General features: G+C 63.0%; 19 protein-coding genes. 9 read left to right on the top strand and 10 right to left on the bottom strand.

Annotation, left to right across the window (positions count from 1 at the left end; all coding sequences use genetic code 11):
- Positions 1–69: 69 nt before the first annotated feature.
- Positions 70–705: a PAS domain-containing protein gene (locus EN845_RS00830; protein ID WP_127869418.1), complete on the bottom strand. Its 636-nt coding sequence runs from the start codon at positions 703–705 to the stop codon at positions 70–72.
- 451 nt (positions 706–1,156) lie between these two features.
- Between EN845_RS00830 and EN845_RS00825 the strand changes: the two genes are divergently transcribed.
- Positions 1,157–1,912: a rhomboid family intramembrane serine protease gene (locus tag EN845_RS00825; RefSeq protein ID WP_127869417.1), complete on the top strand. Its 756-nt coding sequence runs from the start codon at positions 1,157–1,159 to the stop codon at positions 1,910–1,912.
- A gap of 87 nt (positions 1,913–1,999) precedes the next feature.
- Entirely contained in the window at positions 2,000–2,431 is a 432-nt protein-coding gene (locus EN845_RS00820; protein WP_127280953.1) for a CBS domain-containing protein, read from the top strand.
- Positions 2,432–2,477: 46 nt separating this feature from the next.
- On the opposite strand, the gene EN845_RS00815 is transcribed toward EN845_RS00820, so the two are convergent.
- Positions 2,478–2,735, bottom strand: coding sequence for a YjhX family toxin (locus EN845_RS00815; RefSeq protein WP_127280952.1), 258 nt, complete (start codon positions 2,733–2,735; stop codon positions 2,478–2,480).
- Between the two features lie 290 nt (positions 2,736–3,025).
- On the opposite strand from EN845_RS00815, the gene gatB reads away from it, so the two are divergent.
- The 3 genes from gatB (at position 3,026) to EN845_RS00795 (ending at position 5,873) form a co-directional block, all read left to right on the top strand.
- Positions 3,026–4,525, top strand: a complete 1,500-nt coding sequence (gene gatB / locus EN845_RS00805) for an Asp-tRNA(Asn)/Glu-tRNA(Gln) amidotransferase subunit GatB (RefSeq protein WP_127869416.1) — start codon at positions 3,026–3,028, stop codon at positions 4,523–4,525.
- Between the two features lie 4 nt (positions 4,526–4,529).
- Positions 4,530–5,024 carry a GNAT family N-acetyltransferase gene (locus tag EN845_RS00800; protein ID WP_127869415.1) on the top strand — a complete coding sequence of 165 codons (495 nt, stop codon included), beginning with the start codon at positions 4,530–4,532 and terminating at the stop codon, positions 5,022–5,024.
- A 150-nt stretch (positions 5,025–5,174) separates the two neighbouring features.
- Positions 5,175–5,873 (top strand): AIM24 family protein, encoded by a 699-nt coding sequence (locus EN845_RS00795; RefSeq protein ID WP_127869718.1) that lies wholly within the window; start codon positions 5,175–5,177, stop codon positions 5,871–5,873.
- 151 nt (positions 5,874–6,024) lie between these two features.
- On the opposite strand, the gene panC is transcribed toward EN845_RS00795, so the two are convergent.
- Positions 6,025–6,876: a pantoate--beta-alanine ligase gene (panC, locus tag EN845_RS00790; RefSeq protein WP_127869414.1), complete on the bottom strand. Its 852-nt coding sequence runs from the start codon at positions 6,874–6,876 to the stop codon at positions 6,025–6,027.
- On the bottom strand, positions 6,873–7,715 hold the full coding sequence (panB, locus tag EN845_RS00785) for a 3-methyl-2-oxobutanoate hydroxymethyltransferase (protein WP_127869413.1): 843 nt from the start codon (positions 7,713–7,715) through the stop codon (positions 6,873–6,875). Before panB ends, panC begins: the two co-directional genes overlap by 4 nt.
- Before the next feature lie 243 nt (positions 7,716–7,958).
- Between panB and EN845_RS00780 the strand changes: the two genes are divergently transcribed.
- From EN845_RS00780 to EN845_RS00770, 3 genes are all read left to right on the top strand, one after another.
- Positions 7,959–8,357, top strand: coding sequence for an NADH:ubiquinone oxidoreductase subunit NDUFA12 (locus tag EN845_RS00780; RefSeq protein ID WP_127280305.1), 399 nt, complete (start codon positions 7,959–7,961; stop codon positions 8,355–8,357).
- 139 nt (positions 8,358–8,496) lie between these two features.
- On the top strand, positions 8,497–9,093 hold the full coding sequence (locus EN845_RS00775; protein WP_127280304.1) for a DUF2155 domain-containing protein: 597 nt from the start codon (positions 8,497–8,499) through the stop codon (positions 9,091–9,093).
- 62 nt (positions 9,094–9,155) lie between these two features.
- A complete protein-coding gene (locus tag EN845_RS00770; RefSeq protein ID WP_127869412.1) occupies positions 9,156–9,539 on the top strand; it encodes a hypothetical protein in 384 nt (127 codons plus the stop codon).
- A 10-nt stretch (positions 9,540–9,549) separates the two neighbouring features.
- On the opposite strand, the gene aat is transcribed toward EN845_RS00770, so the two are convergent.
- From aat to EN845_RS00740, 6 genes are all read right to left on the bottom strand, one after another.
- The gene (aat, locus tag EN845_RS00765) at positions 9,550–10,167 is read right to left on the bottom strand and encodes a leucyl/phenylalanyl-tRNA--protein transferase (RefSeq protein WP_127869411.1); all 618 of its coding nucleotides are present in this window, start codon (positions 10,165–10,167) and stop codon (positions 9,550–9,552) included.
- A 12-nt stretch (positions 10,168–10,179) separates the two neighbouring features.
- On the bottom strand, positions 10,180–11,523 hold the full coding sequence (accC, locus tag EN845_RS00760; protein ID WP_127280307.1) for an acetyl-CoA carboxylase biotin carboxylase subunit: 1,344 nt from the start codon (positions 11,521–11,523) through the stop codon (positions 10,180–10,182).
- Positions 11,524–11,533: 10 nt separating this feature from the next.
- Positions 11,534–11,995 (bottom strand): acetyl-CoA carboxylase biotin carboxyl carrier protein, encoded by a 462-nt coding sequence (gene accB / locus EN845_RS00755; protein WP_127279917.1) that lies wholly within the window; start codon positions 11,993–11,995, stop codon positions 11,534–11,536.
- 26 nt (positions 11,996–12,021) lie between these two features.
- Positions 12,022–12,456, bottom strand: coding sequence for a type II 3-dehydroquinate dehydratase (gene aroQ / locus EN845_RS00750; protein WP_127279916.1), 435 nt, complete (start codon positions 12,454–12,456; stop codon positions 12,022–12,024).
- 145 nt (positions 12,457–12,601) lie between these two features.
- Positions 12,602–13,441: a DsbA family protein gene (locus tag EN845_RS00745; RefSeq protein ID WP_127869410.1), complete on the bottom strand. Its 840-nt coding sequence runs from the start codon at positions 13,439–13,441 to the stop codon at positions 12,602–12,604.
- Between the two features lie 69 nt (positions 13,442–13,510).
- Positions 13,511–14,905 carry a M48 family metalloprotease gene (locus EN845_RS00740; protein WP_127869409.1) on the bottom strand — a complete coding sequence of 465 codons (1,395 nt, stop codon included), beginning with the start codon at positions 14,903–14,905 and terminating at the stop codon, positions 13,511–13,513.
- Positions 14,906–15,052: 147 nt separating this feature from the next.
- On the opposite strand from EN845_RS00740, the gene EN845_RS00735 reads away from it, so the two are divergent.
- On the top strand, positions 15,053–16,201 hold the full coding sequence (locus EN845_RS00735; protein ID WP_127869408.1) for an aminotransferase class I/II-fold pyridoxal phosphate-dependent enzyme: 1,149 nt from the start codon (positions 15,053–15,055) through the stop codon (positions 16,199–16,201).
- Positions 16,202–16,204 lie beyond the last annotated feature (3 nt).

The raw sequence follows: 16,204 nt of genomic DNA, 5'->3' as shown, positions 1-16,204 counted from the left end.
CTTCATCAGAGAAGTACAACAAAGCGGGTTAACAAAGGGGAAAAACAGGCCCGCGGGACTGTGTGATCATCAACTATCTTCGCGCCCGCCGTCGAAGACGACGAGGTGGCGGATGCGGCGCGCCCGGCCGAGCGCCGAGATCGTGTCGGGCGCCCCGATCTCGTCGGGAACGAGCGAGGGAACGTCGATCGCCGGACGGTTGTTCAGCAGCTCTTTCTCCGGGTCGATGACGCGTATTGAATCGATCAAGGCGTCCGTGATCGGATCCGCGCCCAGCCAGAACGGCTTCTCCGCGGCGCTGATCACGCCGAGGCAGCGCGGATTTTCAATGCCGCCATCGAGCGGCAGGGCGAGCAATTCGAACTTGTTGGAGCGGCCGTTGCGGCTGAAGCCCTCGAAAATGATCAGCACGACCGATTTCTGGTCGAAAACGCCGTGGATCAGCCGCGAAACCAGCCGCTGATCCTTTTCGCGCCACAGCGACGGGAAGGAAAACCCCTTGAGTTCGCGGCCGTAGCAGGCGCAGAGCCTGGTGCCGGCCAGACGAAACACGGGCTGACCACGCGTGTCCCTTTCCAGGATGAACGTATCGGCCAGCAGCGACTTGATGTCGGCCGGCTCGACTTCCGATCGCTTCGGAGCGGGGCGTCCGTCACGCAGGCGGTTCCAATAGTGGAACAGCGTGATCGATCCGTTTTGGTTCATACTAAAAAGCTCCGCGCATTCTGTCGTCTGATGTCCCATCGGTGAACAGAAGGGCGCCCTCCGATGACCTACATGCGTTCCGGAGCAGGAAGCGTGCCAGCGTCGTTAACACTTGTTCACGGGTCGGGGCCGTTAAGGTTAACAAGTGGTTTACGTTGCGCCCTGGCGAGCCGCGTGGCACACCAAAACCACTCCAGAAGCGGTCGTTTCGCGACGATCGGCAGCACTTCAGTCAAGAGTTTTAGGGGAGCAGGGGGCTCGACCGGCCGTTCAAGGGAAACCTTGGACGGCTTCTTTTTTGATTCGCACCTTTGATTCGGAGCGGGACGATTCGCCATTTGCGGTTCCATCGGCGGTGATCTAGATGCTGGCCAGACCGAACCAGCCCCAGACCGAACCAGCCCCAGACCGAACCGGCCCCGGACTGAACCAGCATCGAGTGCGATTGCAGATGAATGAACCGCAAAATCCGTCCCAGCCCGAACCGGCCGAAGCCATGCCGCCGCCGGCGCGTGAGCCGGTGTTCAACCTGCCGCCGATCGTGCTGGCGGTGATCGGCATCTGCGCGATCGTCTATCTGCTGCAGCAATATGTGCTGAACGACGCCCAGCAAATGACGCTGCTCTATGACGGGGCGTTCATTCCGGTCCTCTATACCGGCCAATACGGCTTCGACTGGTTCCTTTTCACCCGGCCTTTCACTTACGCTTTCATGCATGGCGGCTTTGCCCATATCGCCATCAATATGGTCTGGCTCGCCGCCTTTGGCTCGCCGCTGGCCAATCGTCTCGGCGCGCTCCGGTTCGCATTGTTCTTTGCCGCCACCGGACTGGCTTCGGTGGCGCTCTTCTGGGCCATGCATCCATACGGAGAAGCGCCGCTGGTCGGCGCATCGGGCGCCATATCGGGCATGATGGGGGCCGCGGCGCGCTTTGGCTTCCACACCGACCGCTCGGCCGGCAAGGCTGCTTTCGCCGGCCCGGTGCTGCCGGTCGCGATCGTGTTGCGCTCGCGCGGCGTCGTCATTTTCCTGGCCATGTGGATGATCATCAATCTCGCCACCGGCCTTCTCGGTTTCGCGCCGGGCGTGGACGGCCAGATCGCCTGGGAGGCCCATATAGGCGGCTTTGTCGCGGGCTTCTTCGGCCTGCGCTGGTTCGACAGGGGATGGCAAGCGCCTGAATGGGAAGCGCCCGACCACACTTGAAATGCAACCCATCACGGCGCACGATGTTCACTCTTATGCGAAAACCGGTCAGGTCAGGAACCGGTTGGCAAAGTAGAGGAGGACGCCATGACAGTTAAGGCAATTCTCGAGAGCAAGGGCCATGACGTGCTGACGCTCGGGCCCAACGAAAAACTCAGCGAAGCCATTCGCATCCTGACAGAACACAAGATCGGCGCACTGGTCATCACCAATGGCGATCGCAAGATCGTCGGCATCCTCTCCGAGCGCGACATCGTGCGGGTGATCGCCAAGGAAGGAGCCGCCGCGCTCGACATCGCGGTGCGCTCGGCCATGACGCCGAAGGTGAAGATCTGCAATGAGAACCACACCGTCAACGAGGTGATGGAGATCATGACCCGGGGCCGCTTCCGCCATCTGCCGGTGGAAAAGGACGGCCTGCTGGATGGCATCGTGTCCATCGGTGACGTGGTTAAGCGCCGCATCGAGGACGTCGAGCGCGAGGCAGAGGAAATCCGGGCCTACATCGCCACCGCCTGAGCGGTGACGGCTGCCGCCGACCGAATGCCGGCCGGCGGCACCAGGACTACCTGTTGTCGAGTTCAGAGCGGACGAGTGCGAGCCCGCGCCTTGTGATGCGGTAGGGCCCGCCGCCCGACGACGAAACCGCCTTCTTGCGTTTCAATTTTCGAAACAGGTCGAGATCGACGTCAGGATAATGCCAGCCGTCGCGGGTCAGGCATTTGACGGAAGCGATCCTTTTCTTGTCGTTCTTTTCGATTTCAATGCGTCCGCCCTGCGCGAGCAGGTGCAGGATGCGCTGTTCAGTACGCGAAATATCCATGTGAAGAGTTTCCGGGAAACGAAAAATGCCGCCGCCGCGAAGCTTCGCGGCACGGGGTTTCAGGTTTTCTGCCCTGCCTCATCGAGAGGTCAGGGCCTTACCGGGACTGAGCGTAAGTGGACATCCACTCTCCATTGGGATGAGCGTCCTATAGGCAAAAATGGCTGGGAAGGCCAGACCGAGGCTTTGCGCTTGTCTCTTCTGGCGGTTTGCACTAGCGAAGCGGGTACGATTTGTACCTGCTGAATGTGCAGCGCATTCGGCAATCATCCGGAATTTGACGGCAGGCCATGAGCATCATCGATACCCGTACACCCGACGCAAAACGCCTGATATCAGGTGCCACCGGCGACTGGGAGATCATTATCGGCCTTGAGGTTCACGCTCAGGTCATCTCGGAGGCAAAGCTCTTCTCCGGCGCCTCGACCGCATTCGGGGCTGCGCCCAATGCCAATGTCAGCCTAGTCGATGCGGCAATGCCCGGCATGCTGCCCGTCATCAACGAGGAATGCGTCAAGCAGGCGATCCGCACCGGCCTGGGGCTGAAGGCGGCGATCAACCACAAGTCGGTCTTCGACCGGAAGAACTATTTCTATCCGGACCTGCCGCAGGGCTACCAGATCTCGCAGTTCAAACAGCCGATCGTCGGCGAGGGCACGGTGATCGTTTCCGTCGGTCCCGACCGCCAGGGCGAGTTCGAGGACATCGAGGTTGGCATCGAGCGCCTGCACCTGGAGCAGGATGCCGGCAAGTCGATCCACGACCAGCACCCGACCATGTCCTATGTCGACCTCAACCGCTCCGGCGTGGCGCTGATGGAGATCGTGTCGAAACCCGACCTGCGCTCCGGCGACGAGGCCAAGGCCTATGTGACCAAGCTGCGTACCATCATGCGCTATCTCGGCACCTGCGACGGCAACATGGACGAAGGCTCGCTGCGTGCCGACGTCAACGTCTCGGTGCGCCGGCCAGGGGGCGAATTCGGCACCCGCTGCGAAATCAAGAACATGAATTCGATCCGCTTCATCGGCCAGGCCATCGACTACGAGGCGCGCCGGCAGATCGCTATCCTCGAGGACGGCGGCAAGATCGATCAGGAAACGCGGCTGTTCGATGCCGTCAAGGGCGAGACGCGCTCGATGCGCTCCAAGGAAGAGGCGCACGACTACCGCTACTTCCCCGATCCCGATCTTCTGCCGCTGGAATTCGACCAGGCCCATGTCGACGCCCTGGCCAAGGCATTGCCGGAACTGCCCGACGACAAGAAGGCGCGGCTGATCTCCTCGCTCGGCCTCTCGACCTACGACGCAGCGATCCTGGTGTCGGAAAAGCCGATCGCCGATTATTTCGAGAAGGTAGCGGCCGGGCGCGACGGCAAGCTCGCCGCGAACTGGGTCATCAACGATCTGCTGGGCGCTCTCAACAAAGCCGGCAAGGACATTGAATCCGCTCCGGTTTCGCCCGACCAACTCGGTGCGGTCATCGACCTGATCAAGGAAGGCACCATCTCCGGCAAGATCGCCAAGGACCTGTTCGAGATCGTCTGGAGCGAGGGTGGTGATCCTCGCCAATTGGTCGAAAGCCGTGGCATGAAGCAGGTCACCGACACCGGCGCCATCGAGAAGGCGGTCGACGAGGTGATCGCGGCCAATCCCGACAAGGTCGAGCAGGCACGCGCCAAGCCGACCATGGCCGGCTGGTTCGTCGGCCAGGTGATGAAGGCGACCGGCGGCAAGGCCAATCCGCAGGCCGTCAACGATCTCGTCAAGGCCAAGCTGGGCATCGAGTAAAGGCATGTTCGTCCGCACCGCCGGGGATCGCGACCTCGCAGCCGTCCGGGCGTTGCTGGTCGAGACTTGGCATGCCAGCTATGACGCGATCTACGGTGCCGAACGGGTCACCGAGATCACCAATGAATGGCACTCCATCGCTTCGTTGAAGGCCAGGCTGGTCAAGCCGAGCAGTGAGTTCCTCGTTGCCGATGACGGCAAGCGCATTGGCGGTATGGCGTTTGCCGAAGCCGTCGGCGACGGCGGCGTGGTTATGCTCAGGCAGCTCTATGTGCTTCCTGCGCTGCAGGGCCGAGGCATCGGCGGCATGCTGCTCGACGAAATCATCGAGAGTTTTCCGGAAGCCCATGGGATTCGGCTCGAAGTGGAAGAGAAGAACACCCGCGCCGTAGCCTTCTATCGGGCCAATGGCTTCGTCCAGGCCGGCCGCACCGACAATTGCGGCTCCGCCGGTTCGGCCATCCCGGCGTTGATCTATGAACGGGTACTTGCTGCCTGACCACCGTGGCGGCGTGATCACCTTCGCGCGAGCGCCCGCCCCGGGCTCCGTTTTCGTTTGACGGCCCTGATGTCCGCCACCAAAGGTGCTCAGGCCGACCCGCTCGAAGCCGGAATAAACCGACGCGCGCGGGACGGCTTGGGGGGAACCATGCCAAGCCTGCCGGAACTGATGCCGACCGAGGTGTCGGACGAAACCTTTGGCGGCGTCACCTATCACATAGCGGGCGAACTGGTGCCTGTGCTTTCCGTCGACGTGACGCGGATGCCTGTCTATTTCGAGCACCACATCCTGCTGTGGAAAAATTCCACGATCACCATCGGCCTGAAATCGCTGAAGGGGGCGCTGAAGCGCATGATGGCCGGCATGCAGATCTTCGTCACCGAGGCGTCGGGAGCGGGCGTCATCGCCTTCAGCCGCGACGGACCCGGTCACATCGTGCCGATTCACCTGCGGCAAGGCGAGGAGATCCAGGTGCGCGAGCACCAGTTCCTGGCCGCCACCGGCAATGTCGACTACACGTTCGAGCGTGTACGCGGCCTGGCGACAATGCTGTTCGGCCAGAGCGGCTTCTTCATCGACCGGTTTCGCGGCGATACTGGGGACGGCATCGTCTGGCTGCACGGCTACGGCAACGTTTTTGAAAAGACGCTCGCTCCGGGCGAAACCATCGACATCGAACCCGGCGGCTGGCTGTTCAAGGATGCCTCGGTCAGGATGGAAACCAAGATCGACCGGCTGTCGAGCGGCTTCTTCGGTGCCAACATGAATTTCATCGTCAACCGCTTCACCGGCCCCGGCAGGGTCGGCATCCAGTCAATGTACCTGCATATGCCGACCGAGGAGTAGGCTGGGGGAGCCGCAAGCGGGACGGGTGAAGGCCAGGATCGGCGCGGTCGCAGGTGGCGACAGTTCGCGTATCAGCAATTCGAGTTTCCGCTGTGTGCCTGGCGCCGGCAGCGTTGAGACTGCAAACAGCAATCGATAGCGCGAACGCCGATCAGGCGGTGGAAACGTCCACATTGTCGATCAGCCTGGTTTTTCCCAGCCAGGCGGCGGCGAGGACGCGGCCCATTCGGTCGTGCCGCCATGGCGCAAGTGTCAGGCTTTCTCGGGCCTCGACATAATCGACTTTCTGGAAGCCGGCGACGATCAGGGCTCGGCTTGCTTCGGCGATCGTTTCTTCCTGACCTGCGCCCGCCGCCAGCGCCGTTGCCGCCTTGCGCAGGATAAGGTTGAACTGGCGGGCGGTCTGGAGTTCGGCTTCATCGAGATAGGCGTTGCGTGACGACATGGCGAGGCCATGCGCGTCGCGAATGGTCGGTGCGCCGATGATCTCGACGGGCAGGTCGAGGTCGCGGCAAAGCTGCTTGACGACGCAAAGCTGCTGATAATCCTTTTCGCCAAAGATGGCGAAGTCGGGTGCGGCCTGCAGGAGAAGCTTGGCCACCACTGTGGCGACGCCATCGAAAAAGGTGGGTCGAAAGTCCGTTTCGAGCCCGGCTGACGGGCCGCCGACCGAGATTTTCGTCGCAAAACCGGGGGGATACATCTCGTTGACATCAGGCGTGAAGGCGAGATCGGCCTTGGCCATCGTCAGCATATCGAGGTCGCGGGCCACCTGGCGCGGGTATTTGTCGAGATCCTCGCTCGGCGCGAACTGCGTCGGATTGACGAAGATCGACACCACGCATCGATCGGCTCTTTCGAGGGCGATCTTGATCAGCGAAAGATGCCCGTCATGCAATGCGCCCATGGTTGGCACCAAGGCGATGCGCTGCCCATCGCGCCGCCAGTCGCGGATGCGTGCGCGAAGCTCGGCAACGCTGTCGACGACGTCGGGCCGGCTCATGCTTCATCCCCGCCATTTGTTTTTGAAAAGACATGGGCACGGCCGGGGAATTCGCGGTCCCGTACCTCCGATGCGTAGCGCTCGGCGGCATGCGCGATCACGCTGCGCAGATCGGCGTATTGCTTGACGAATTTAGGCACCCGGTCGACGGTCAGCCCGACCATGTCGTCGATGACCAGGATCTGGCCGTCGCACTCGCTGCTGGCGCCGATGCCGATGGTTGGAATGGCGATGCGGCCGGTGATGTCCGCGGCGACCGTCTCGATCGTTCCTTCAATGACCAGGGAAAACGCGCCGGCCTTCTCGACCGCGAGCGCGTCGGCGATCAGGGCGGCAACATTCTCGTCCGTCCGGCCCTTGATTTTGTAGCCGCCGTCTTTCTCGACCGATTGCGGCTGCAGGCCGATATGGCCCATGACCGGGATACCGGCGGCCACGATCGCCGCGATCTGAGCGGCCATGTCGACGCCTCCCTCGAGTTTCACCGCCTGGCAACCGGTCTCGCCAACGATGCGCCGCGCCGAGGCCACGGCTTGCGCGGCTGAATCCTCATAGGTGCCGGCCGGCATGTCGACGACGACGCAGGCCCTGGCCGAGCCCCGCATCACGGCTTGGCCGTGCGCGATCATCATCTCCAGCGAGGCGCCCAGCGTCGTCTCATGGCCATGCAGGACCATGGCGACGCTGTCGCCGACCAGGAGCAGGTCGACATGGGGATCGAGCAGGCGGGCGATCGGGTAGGTGTAGGCGGTGAGGCAGACGATCGGCGTGCCGCCCTTGCGGCGGCGAATCAGGTCGGCACCGATGCGAATGTCGGTGGTCGGCAATTGCGTGGCCAATCGTCGCCTCCTTTAGCCCCCGAGGCGGAGAGGATTTCCGCCTGGGCGCGCAGAGCTTTAGAAAGAGCGGCAAGGCTTGGCAAGCGTGCATCCGGCTACCCCAGGGATCACAGGCCCAGGGATCACAGGCTTGTGTCGGGTCCCTGGCGCGCCATTTGCGCGCTCCCGCGGCAAAACCCTTGCCTTCCCGAGGGCCTGACGCCATAAGCAGGAAACGGGCGCCACCAGCGCGAGGGTTCTGAGATGAAGACTTTCCTGACGCAGTTTTTCACCTGGTGGAACAGCCAGACGCTGGGAACGCGCCTGCACACCTGGCGGTACGGCAAGAGGGTCGGCCAGGACGAGGCCGGCAATGTCTACTATGAAGGCGGTATCGATTCGGAAGGCCGTACGCGCCGTTGGGTCATCTACCGCAACTATTCGGAAGCGTCGGCCATTCCGCCGGGCTGGCACGGCTGGATTCACCATCGTGTCGATGTCGCTCCCCCCAGCGACGACTACCGGCCGCGCGACTGGCAAAAGCCGCACCTGCCCAATCTGACCGGCACGCCCGCGGCCTATCGCCCGAAGGGCTCGGTGCTGACCAACCAACATCGCCCGCAGGTCACCGGCGACTACGACGCCTGGACGCCGGGGTCGTAACGGCGCGGGTTTGTAACCGTAAGGTGCAGGCCGGTCCTTTATCGCCACAATTGGTGTTTAGCTGCTTGCTGATCAGAAAACGGCGACTAGCCTTGGCGATCGATGGAATCACCTGGGCGCGAACCACCGGTACCCCTGCATGAGCTTTTTCAACCTGATATCGACAGGCGGTCTGACGCTAGCCGCCAGCCTCGCCGTCAGCACCGTCGCCTTTGCGGCTTCACCCACACCTGCCGCCCCGGCGCCGCCAGCGGCAGCGGGATCGGATCGCATTGCCAACCCGGTCGCCGAGTTCGCCGGTATCGACAAGATCACCGGCCGCATCATCACCTTCGATGTCTATATCGACGAGACGGTGCAATTCGGCGCCCTGCAGGTGACGCCACGCGTCTGCTATTCCCGGCCGGAGAACGAGGAGCCGAAGACCGATTCCTTCGTCGAGGTCGACGAGATCACGCTCGACCGCAAGATCCGCCGCATCTTCACCGGCTGGATGTTTGCCGAAAGCCCTGGCCTCAATGCCGTCGAGCACGCCGTCTATGACGTCTGGCTGAAGGAATGCAAGCAGAAGTCGGATGTACCGGCGCCTGATGCTGGCAAGGCCGACGGAGCGAAAGCCGACGCCTCGAAGCCGGCCGCGACCAAGCCCGCCTCGGCCAGGCCCAAGCCCCCGGTCACTCCGGACGCGGCACAGCCGGACGACGCCGCGGAACCGGACACGACCACCGCCAACTGATCTCTTGGAACCGCCATGGCGGGCGCGCGTTGGAGCATCAAGACGTGCCCGGAGGATATGCTATGTCGGACAGCAAGCGGATCATGGCCAACAAGGCCGAGTTGTTGGAACTTGAAAAGGGGTTCTGGACGGGTGACAGTGCCTACTACGCCGCCAACGCGGACACCGAATGCCTGGTGGCGTTTCCGCGGATGGCCAAGGCGATGGATAATGCCGATCTGGCCGAGACCGCGACCAAGCCCAACCGCTGGCGCGATCTCGACATCGAGCTCAAGGGCATAATCGAGCCAGGCAGCGACATCGTCATGCTGACCTACGAGGCGCATGCGACGCGCGAGAATGGCGAACCCTACGCCGCACTGGTCAGCACCGGCTATGTCCACCGCGTCAACGGTTGGAAGATGATGTTCCATGCGCAGACGCCGCTCGAGGCCACCGCCAAGTAGGGCTTGATCCCTACGGAAAAAAGATCGCTTCGCCCTTCAGCGCGTCGGCCAGCATCTTCTCATACTTGCCGCGCGGCACGTCGACCGCGCCGAAGCGCTTGAGGTGCTCGGTGGTGAACTGCGTATCGAGGAGTGCGAAGCCGCGTGCCTTCAGGCGCTCGACGAGATGCACGAGACAGATCTTCGACGCGTCCGTCTCTTTGGAAAACATGCTTTCCCCGAAAAACACCCGCCCGAGCGAGACCCCATAGAGCCCGCCGACCAGACGCCCCCCCCGCCATGCCTCGACCGAATGGCAGTGTCCCATCCGGTGCAGTTGCACATAGGCTTCGCGGATCGGCGCGTTGATCCAGGTCGAGCGGCGCTCCTCGCGCTTTTCGGCGCAGCCGTCGATCGTCGCCTCGAAGTCGAAGTCGAAACGGATGTCGAACGGGTGCCTGCGGATCGTCTTCTGCAGGCTTTTGGGCGTGTGAAAGCCCTCGAGCGGAATGATGCCGCGCGTTTCCGGGCGCACCCAGAACACTTCCGGGTCACCAGCACTTTCGGCCATCGGGAACACGCCCGAGGCGTATGCCTTGAGCAGAAGGTCGGTGGGGATGCGATAGCCTGGCGCGTATGGACGGGTCATCGCGTCCCCGCGCTATTCGCCCTTGGCCAGATATTTTTCCAGCCAATGGATGTCGTAGTCGCCGTTGGCGATGTCGGCATTGCCGACGAGATCGCGAAACAGCGGCAACGTCGTCTTGATGCCGTCGACGACGAATTCGTCGAGCGCCCGGCGCAGCCGCATCATGCATTCGACTCGGTTGCGCCCATGCACGATCAGCTTGCCGATCAGGCTGTCATAGTAGGGCGGGATCTTGTAGCCGGAGTAGACACCGGAATCGACGCGGATTCCGAGGCCGCCGGGCGTATGAAAATGGGTGATCGTGCCGGGCGAGGGGGTGAAGGTGCGCGGATCCTCGGCATTGATGCGGCATTCGATGGCGTGGCCGTTGAACTTGATGTCTTCCTGCTTGACCGAAAGGCCGCCGCCGGAAGCGACGCGGATCTGCTCGTGGACCAGATCGATTCCGGTGATCGCTTCCGTCACCGGATGCTCGACCTGGAGACGCGTGTTCATCTCGATGAAATAGAACTCGCCGTTCTCGTACAGGAACTCGATCGTTCCGGCGCCCGAATAGCCGAGATCGGCAATCGCCTTGGCGCAGATGCCGCCGATGCGCGACCGTTCCTCGGCGTTGAGCGCCGGCGAATTGGCCTCTTCCCAGACTTTCTGGTGGCGCCGCTGCAGCGAGCAGTCGCGCTCGCCAAAGTGCACGCCGCCGCCGAAGCCGTCGCCAAACACCTGCACCTCGATGTGGCGCGGCTTCTCCAGGTATTTCTCGATGTAGACCGCGTCGTCGCCAAAGGCCGCGCCGGCCTCCGAACGCGCCGTCTGCAGGGCGATTTCGAGGTCCGCCTCGGTATGCGCCACCTTCATGCCGCGTCCGCCGCCGCCGGCCGACGCCTTGATGATGACGGGATAGCCGATCTCGGCGGCGATCCGCCTGGCTTCCTTTTCCTCGGTCACCGCACCGTCGGAGCCGGGCACCACCGGAATGCCAAGACGCTTTGCGGTGCGCTTGGCCTCGATCTTGTCGCCCATGACGCGGATATGGTCGCCGGACGGACCGATGAAGGTGATGTTGTGCGCCGCCAGGATGTCGGCGAACTTGGCGTTCTCCGACAGGAAACCGTAGCCCGGATGCACAGCGTCGGCGCCGGTGATCTCGCAGGCCGCGACGATCTGGTGGATGTTGAGATAGCTGTCGCGCGACGGCGGCGGACCGATGCACACGCTTTCGTCGGCCAGCCGCACATGCATGGCGTCGGCATCGGCGGTCGAATGCACCACCACCGTCTGGATGCCGAGTTCCTTGCAGGCGCGCAGCACCCGAAGTGCGATTTCGCCGCGATTGGCGATGAGGATCTTCTGGAACATCCGGCTCGCTCTACTCGATCACGACAAGCGGCATGCCGTATTCGACCGGCGTCGCGTCCTCGAACAGGATCGCCGTCACCGTGCCGGCGCGCGGCGAGGGAATCTGGTTCATCGTCTTCATCGCCTCGATGATCAAGAGCGTCTGTCCTTCCTTGACCTTCTGGCCGACCTCGATGAACGGCTTGGCGTCCGGCGACGGCGCCAGGTAGGCAGTACCGACCATGGGCGAAGGGACGGCGTTCTTGGACACGTCGACCGCGGCCGGGGCAGCCACGGCGGCAGATTGGGATGCCGCTGCCGGCGCATAGGCCGGTTGCGGTGCGGCGATCGCATGGACGGTAGGCGCCTGCCGTGACACCCGTACCTTCAGGTCGCCGAGTTCAACCTCGATCTCGGTCAGGTTGGTGTCGTTCAGTATGCCCGCCAGATCGCGGATCAGTTGCTGGTCAACACCGGTCTTCTTTATCGACATTTTCGAGCCTTCTGTTTGTTGGCCGGTCATAGGCGTGCGGCCAGCGCTTGCAGCGCCAGCGTGTAGCCGAGCGGCCCAAAGCCACAGATCATGCCGACAGCGACCGGCGCGACCATCGAGACGTGGCGGAACGGTTCCCGCGCGTGGATGTTGGAAAGGTGAACTTCGGCGACCGGCAGCGGCGCGATCGAGCGGATGGCGTCGTGGATGGCAATCGAGGTATGGCTGTAGGCGCCTGGATTGATGACGATGCCGGCGGCCTTGTCGCCGGCTTCCTGGATCCAGTCGACAAGATCGCCTTCATGGTTCGACTGGCGGAAATCGATCTCGATCCCGAGCGCTTTGCCTGCCTGCTTGCAGTCGTCGGCGATGGCCGCGAGCGTCTTGCCGCCATAGATGCCCGGCTCGCGCTTGCCGAGCGCGTTGAGATTGGGACCGTTCAGGACGAAAACCGTTTTCAAAAAAGTCGACCTTTTCCGGCGCCGACGTCAAGCCGGCGCGCTGGGCCTCTATACCGGGCATAGTCGCCCGCGGAAAGAGCGCAAGTGCGTTCTTTCACTGTCCACAACAGGCCGAAACGTGCCCGTGAAGAAAACCACTCGCCGGTCAAAGCGCGGCTTTCGCCGCCTCGATCTTTTCGGCAAGCACTTCCTGCCCGAGCGCCCCGAACACGACCTCGTTGCCGACGACGTAGGAAGGGGTTCCGGTGATCTGCAGCTTGTTGGCAAGATCGTAAGTCTTGGAGAAGGCCTCGGGGATCGACGCGTCCTTCATCTTCTCGCGCAGCGTCGCCTCGTCGGCGCCGAGCGAAAGTGCGATCTTGATCGCGGTTGCCTCGGTGGCGCGCCCCTGGCCGCCGAGCAGCGCATTGTGGAACTCGCCGTACTTCTCCGGCATCATCAGGTGGAACGCCATCGAAACGACGCTGGCCTTCTGCGAATCCGGGCCGAGGATCGGGAATTCCTTGAGCACGAAACGCAGATCCGGATCTGACTTGGTCAGGGCCCGCATATCCTCGATGGCGCGTTTGCAGAAGCCGCAATTGTAGTCGTAGAACTCGACGATCGTTACCTTGCCGTTCGGGTTGCCGACGACGCCGTCGAAGGTGGAGTTGAAGATCTGGTCCTTGGCGTTCTTGATGACGCCGAGCGCCGCGAGCCGCTGCTCCTCCTTCTGCTTGGCCTCGAGTGCGTCCTGCACTTCGAGCAGCACTTCCGGATTCTTCAGGAGATAGTCGCGGATGATTCCCTCGACCTCGGCGCGGTCGATTTTGGTATCGGCCACGGCCGACTGGGCAGGCTGCGCCGTCTGGACAGGCTGCGCCGTCTGGGCAGGCTGCGCCGTTCCGGCCTTCGCAACCTGCGGATTGCCGGCCACGAAACCGAAAGCCAGCATGGCAAGGGCGACCGCAACCCCCGTGGTGCACAGCAGCAGTGCCTTCTTCATCGTTCTCGTTCCTTCTGCCTGTTTTCCGGTCTGGCTGTGTCGCAGCACACGGCCGGAGGGTTCATGAGTTTACTGGCTCTTGCCTGATGATTTGTAGTTTATGATGTCCTGGGCGCGTATCCAGCGCGGCTCGCCGCGCTTCATCTGCTGTTGCGCCCGCATGGCGAAGATCTTCGCATCCTTGTAGTTACCGGAATAGAAATGGCCTTCGGCGGTGGCAAGCTCGGCGCCCGGTATGTCTCCCAGCTCGCCGTAAGCCTGCGCCAGATAACGATAGCCGGTGGAGTTTTCCTTGTCGCGCCCCAGGCCATTGTTGATCTGCACGACAGCTTTCTTGAGCGAGTCGGGCGTGCCGACCGCCATCAGCGCCTGGCCAAGCGAGACAGGCAGCAGGCCGGACCGTGCCGGATCGAGGCTGACAGCCTTGGCGTAGGCGTCGGCCGCATCCCTAGGCTTGTTCGCCTTCATCAATATATCGCCGCGCAGTTCCTGGAAGTAGGCATTCTTGGGCTGCGCCTTGATCAGGGCGTTGGTCTTGGCGAGCGCCGCGTCGAGGTTGCCGTAGAGATAGGTCGACTGGGCATCGCCGTATAGCGCCGCCATGCCGCCGCGCATCTTTTGTATCAGCCGCGCCGCGGCGGCCTGGCCTTCCATGTAGACGGCAATCTTCACCCGCATCATGTCATGGCGCTGCTGCAGCGTCGGCGCGTCGAGCTTGTCGACATTGGGGCTCTGCTTGACCAGCACCTCGAGATTGGCGATGCGGTCCTGCGGCATCGGATGGCTGATCCGGTAGGGATCGACCTGCGCGCCTGACAGCGACAGCGCGGTCTGGAAGCGGTGGAAGGTCTTCAGCATGCCCATGCCGGACTGGCCGGTGGCATTGAGATAGGTGATGGCCGAGCGGTCGGCCGTGATTTCCTCGGTGCGCTGATAGGCGAGGATGCTGCGCTGCGCCATCTCGCCGCCGCCAGCCGCCACGCCCATGCCGGCCCCGGCAAGGCCGCCGCTGTTTGTCGTCGCGCCGGCGACCATGGCGCCGGCACCGAGCAAGGTGGCGATGATGGCCATGGTCTTGGCGCGTTCGAGTTGCTCGCGCAGTTTCTGCTGGTGGCCGCCGGCGATATGCCCGGCTTCGTGCGCGATGACACCAATGATTTCATTCGGTGTTTCAGCCGTCATCAGCGCGCCGGTGTTGATGAACAGCCGGCGCCCGGTGACGAAGGCGTTGAAGCTGGAATCATTGACCAGCACGATGTCGATGCCGTCATTCGCCAGCCCGGCCGCCTTGAAGATCGGCCGTGCATAATCGCGTACCAGAGCTTCGATCTCGGCGTCGCGTACCACTGGCACGCCCTGGGCGAAGGCGGTCACCGAACCGGCCACTGCAACCGCGGCGGCAAGCGAGATCGTCGCGAAGACACGCGCTGCCCGGGCAATCGTCGATCTGGGTCGGCTCAACATAATGTGTCCACTGGTAGACGAGCGGGCGAAAGATGAAAAGTCGGCGCCTGAAAAACTTCCTCAACTTGTGATCCTCACATCAATCGGGCATTTGTGCGGCGCATGCGTCAGGACCTGGCGCGCTCAATCCTCGCAACAGGGGTAAAAATGGTCGTTTCGCTCTCCCATCGCGGCAATGTCGAGCCGTTCCACGCCATGGATGTGCTGGCCGAAGCGAACCGGCTGAAGGCACAGGGCGTGCCGGTGATTTCCATGGCGGTCGGCCAGCCATCCGATCCGGCGCCTGTCGGGGTTCGCGCCGCCGCGGCCAAGGCGCTGGAGGTTGGACGCATCGGCTATACCGACACCTTGGGCCTGGCCCCGCTGCGCAAAGCGATCGCGGGGCATTACGCGGATCACTACGGCCTCGATGTCGACCCTGGCCGGATCGCGGTGACCACCGGATCGTCGGCGGCCTTCAATCTCGCTTTCCTGGCGATGTTCGATCCCGGCGACCGGGTCGCCATCGCCGCGCCCGGCTATCCCGCCTATCGCAACATCATGGCAGCCCTTGGCATCGACGTGGTCGAAATCGAGCTCGGCGACGCGGCTTATTTGCATGCCGGCCATCTGCAGGCCGCGCATCGGGAGAAGCCTCTGAAGGGCGTGCTGTTTGCAAGTCCGGCCAATCCGACCGGCGCCGTCATACCGGCCGATGAACTGGCGGCCCTGGTCACCATGGCGGAATCCCTCGGCATCGCCGTCATTTCCGATGAGATCTATCATCGGCTGGCCTATGGCGCCCCAGACACCACGGCACTCGCCTTTAGCAACAGCGTGACGGTGATCAACTCGTTCTCGAAATACTATTGCATGACCGGCTGGCGCATCGGCTGGATGGTGTTGCCGGAAGACCTCGTGCGGCCGGTAGAGCGCATCGCCCAGAGCCTCTACATCTCGCCGCCGGAGCTGTCGCAGATCGCGGCGATCGAGGCCTTTGCCGCAACCGAGGAATTGCAAGCGGTGAAGCGGCGCTATGCCTGGAATCGCGAGCTTCTGATGAAGCGCCTGCCGGAGCTGGGTTTTCCCCTGGCGGCGCCCATGGATGGCGCCTTCTATGCCTTTTGCGATGTCACCCGGCACAGCAATGACAGCATGGCCTTTGCCCGCAAGATGCTGGCCGAGGCGCATGTGGCGGCGACGCCCGGCCGTGACTTCGACACCCGGGCGGGCCACCGCACGATGCGGTTTTCCTATGCCGGCAGCCACGACGACATCGTCGAGGCGATGGCGCGCATCGAACGCTGGTTGAGGTAGCGC

The sequence above is a fragment of the Mesorhizobium sp. M8A.F.Ca.ET.202.01.1.1 genome (assembly GCF_004791595.1).
In the GTDB taxonomy this organism is placed as follows: domain Bacteria; phylum Pseudomonadota; class Alphaproteobacteria; order Rhizobiales; family Rhizobiaceae; genus Mesorhizobium.
This window is presented reverse-complemented; position numbering and strand designations above follow the sequence as displayed.

What these genes read in the sequence shown, in the direction of transcription:
- EN845_RS00830 (WP_127869418.1), bottom strand. Translation starts at nt 705, where the DNA reads ATGAACCAAAACGGATCGATCACGCTGTTCCACTATTGGAACCGCCTG.
- EN845_RS00825 (WP_127869417.1), top strand. Translation starts at nt 1,157, where the DNA reads ATGAATGAACCGCAAAATCCGTCCCAGCCCGAACCGGCCGAAGCCATG.
- EN845_RS00820 (WP_127280953.1), top strand. Translation starts at nt 2,000, where the DNA reads ATGACAGTTAAGGCAATTCTCGAGAGCAAGGGCCATGACGTGCTGACG.
- EN845_RS00815 (WP_127280952.1), bottom strand. Translation starts at nt 2,735, where the DNA reads ATGGATATTTCGCGTACTGAACAGCGCATCCTGCACCTGCTCGCGCAG.
- gatB (WP_127869416.1), top strand. Translation starts at nt 3,026, where the DNA reads ATGAGCATCATCGATACCCGTACACCCGACGCAAAACGCCTGATATCA.
- EN845_RS00800 (WP_127869415.1), top strand. Translation starts at nt 4,530, where the DNA reads ATGTTCGTCCGCACCGCCGGGGATCGCGACCTCGCAGCCGTCCGGGCG.
- EN845_RS00795 (WP_127869718.1), top strand. Translation starts at nt 5,175, where the DNA reads ATGCCAAGCCTGCCGGAACTGATGCCGACCGAGGTGTCGGACGAAACC.
- panC (WP_127869414.1), bottom strand. Translation starts at nt 6,876, where the DNA reads ATGAGCCGGCCCGACGTCGTCGACAGCGTTGCCGAGCTTCGCGCACGC.
- EN845_RS00780 (WP_127280305.1), top strand. Translation starts at nt 7,959, where the DNA reads ATGAAGACTTTCCTGACGCAGTTTTTCACCTGGTGGAACAGCCAGACG.
- EN845_RS00775 (WP_127280304.1), top strand. Translation starts at nt 8,497, where the DNA reads ATGAGCTTTTTCAACCTGATATCGACAGGCGGTCTGACGCTAGCCGCC.
- EN845_RS00770 (WP_127869412.1), top strand. Translation starts at nt 9,156, where the DNA reads ATGTCGGACAGCAAGCGGATCATGGCCAACAAGGCCGAGTTGTTGGAA.
- aat (WP_127869411.1), bottom strand. Translation starts at nt 10,167, where the DNA reads ATGACCCGTCCATACGCGCCAGGCTATCGCATCCCCACCGACCTTCTG.
- accC (WP_127280307.1), bottom strand. Translation starts at nt 11,523, where the DNA reads ATGTTCCAGAAGATCCTCATCGCCAATCGCGGCGAAATCGCACTTCGG.
- accB (WP_127279917.1), bottom strand. Translation starts at nt 11,995, where the DNA reads ATGTCGATAAAGAAGACCGGTGTTGACCAGCAACTGATCCGCGATCTG.
- EN845_RS00745 (WP_127869410.1), bottom strand. Translation starts at nt 13,441, where the DNA reads ATGAAGAAGGCACTGCTGCTGTGCACCACGGGGGTTGCGGTCGCCCTT.
- EN845_RS00740 (WP_127869409.1), bottom strand. Translation starts at nt 14,905, where the DNA reads ATGTTGAGCCGACCCAGATCGACGATTGCCCGGGCAGCGCGTGTCTTC.
- EN845_RS00735 (WP_127869408.1), top strand. Translation starts at nt 15,053, where the DNA reads ATGGTCGTTTCGCTCTCCCATCGCGGCAATGTCGAGCCGTTCCACGCC.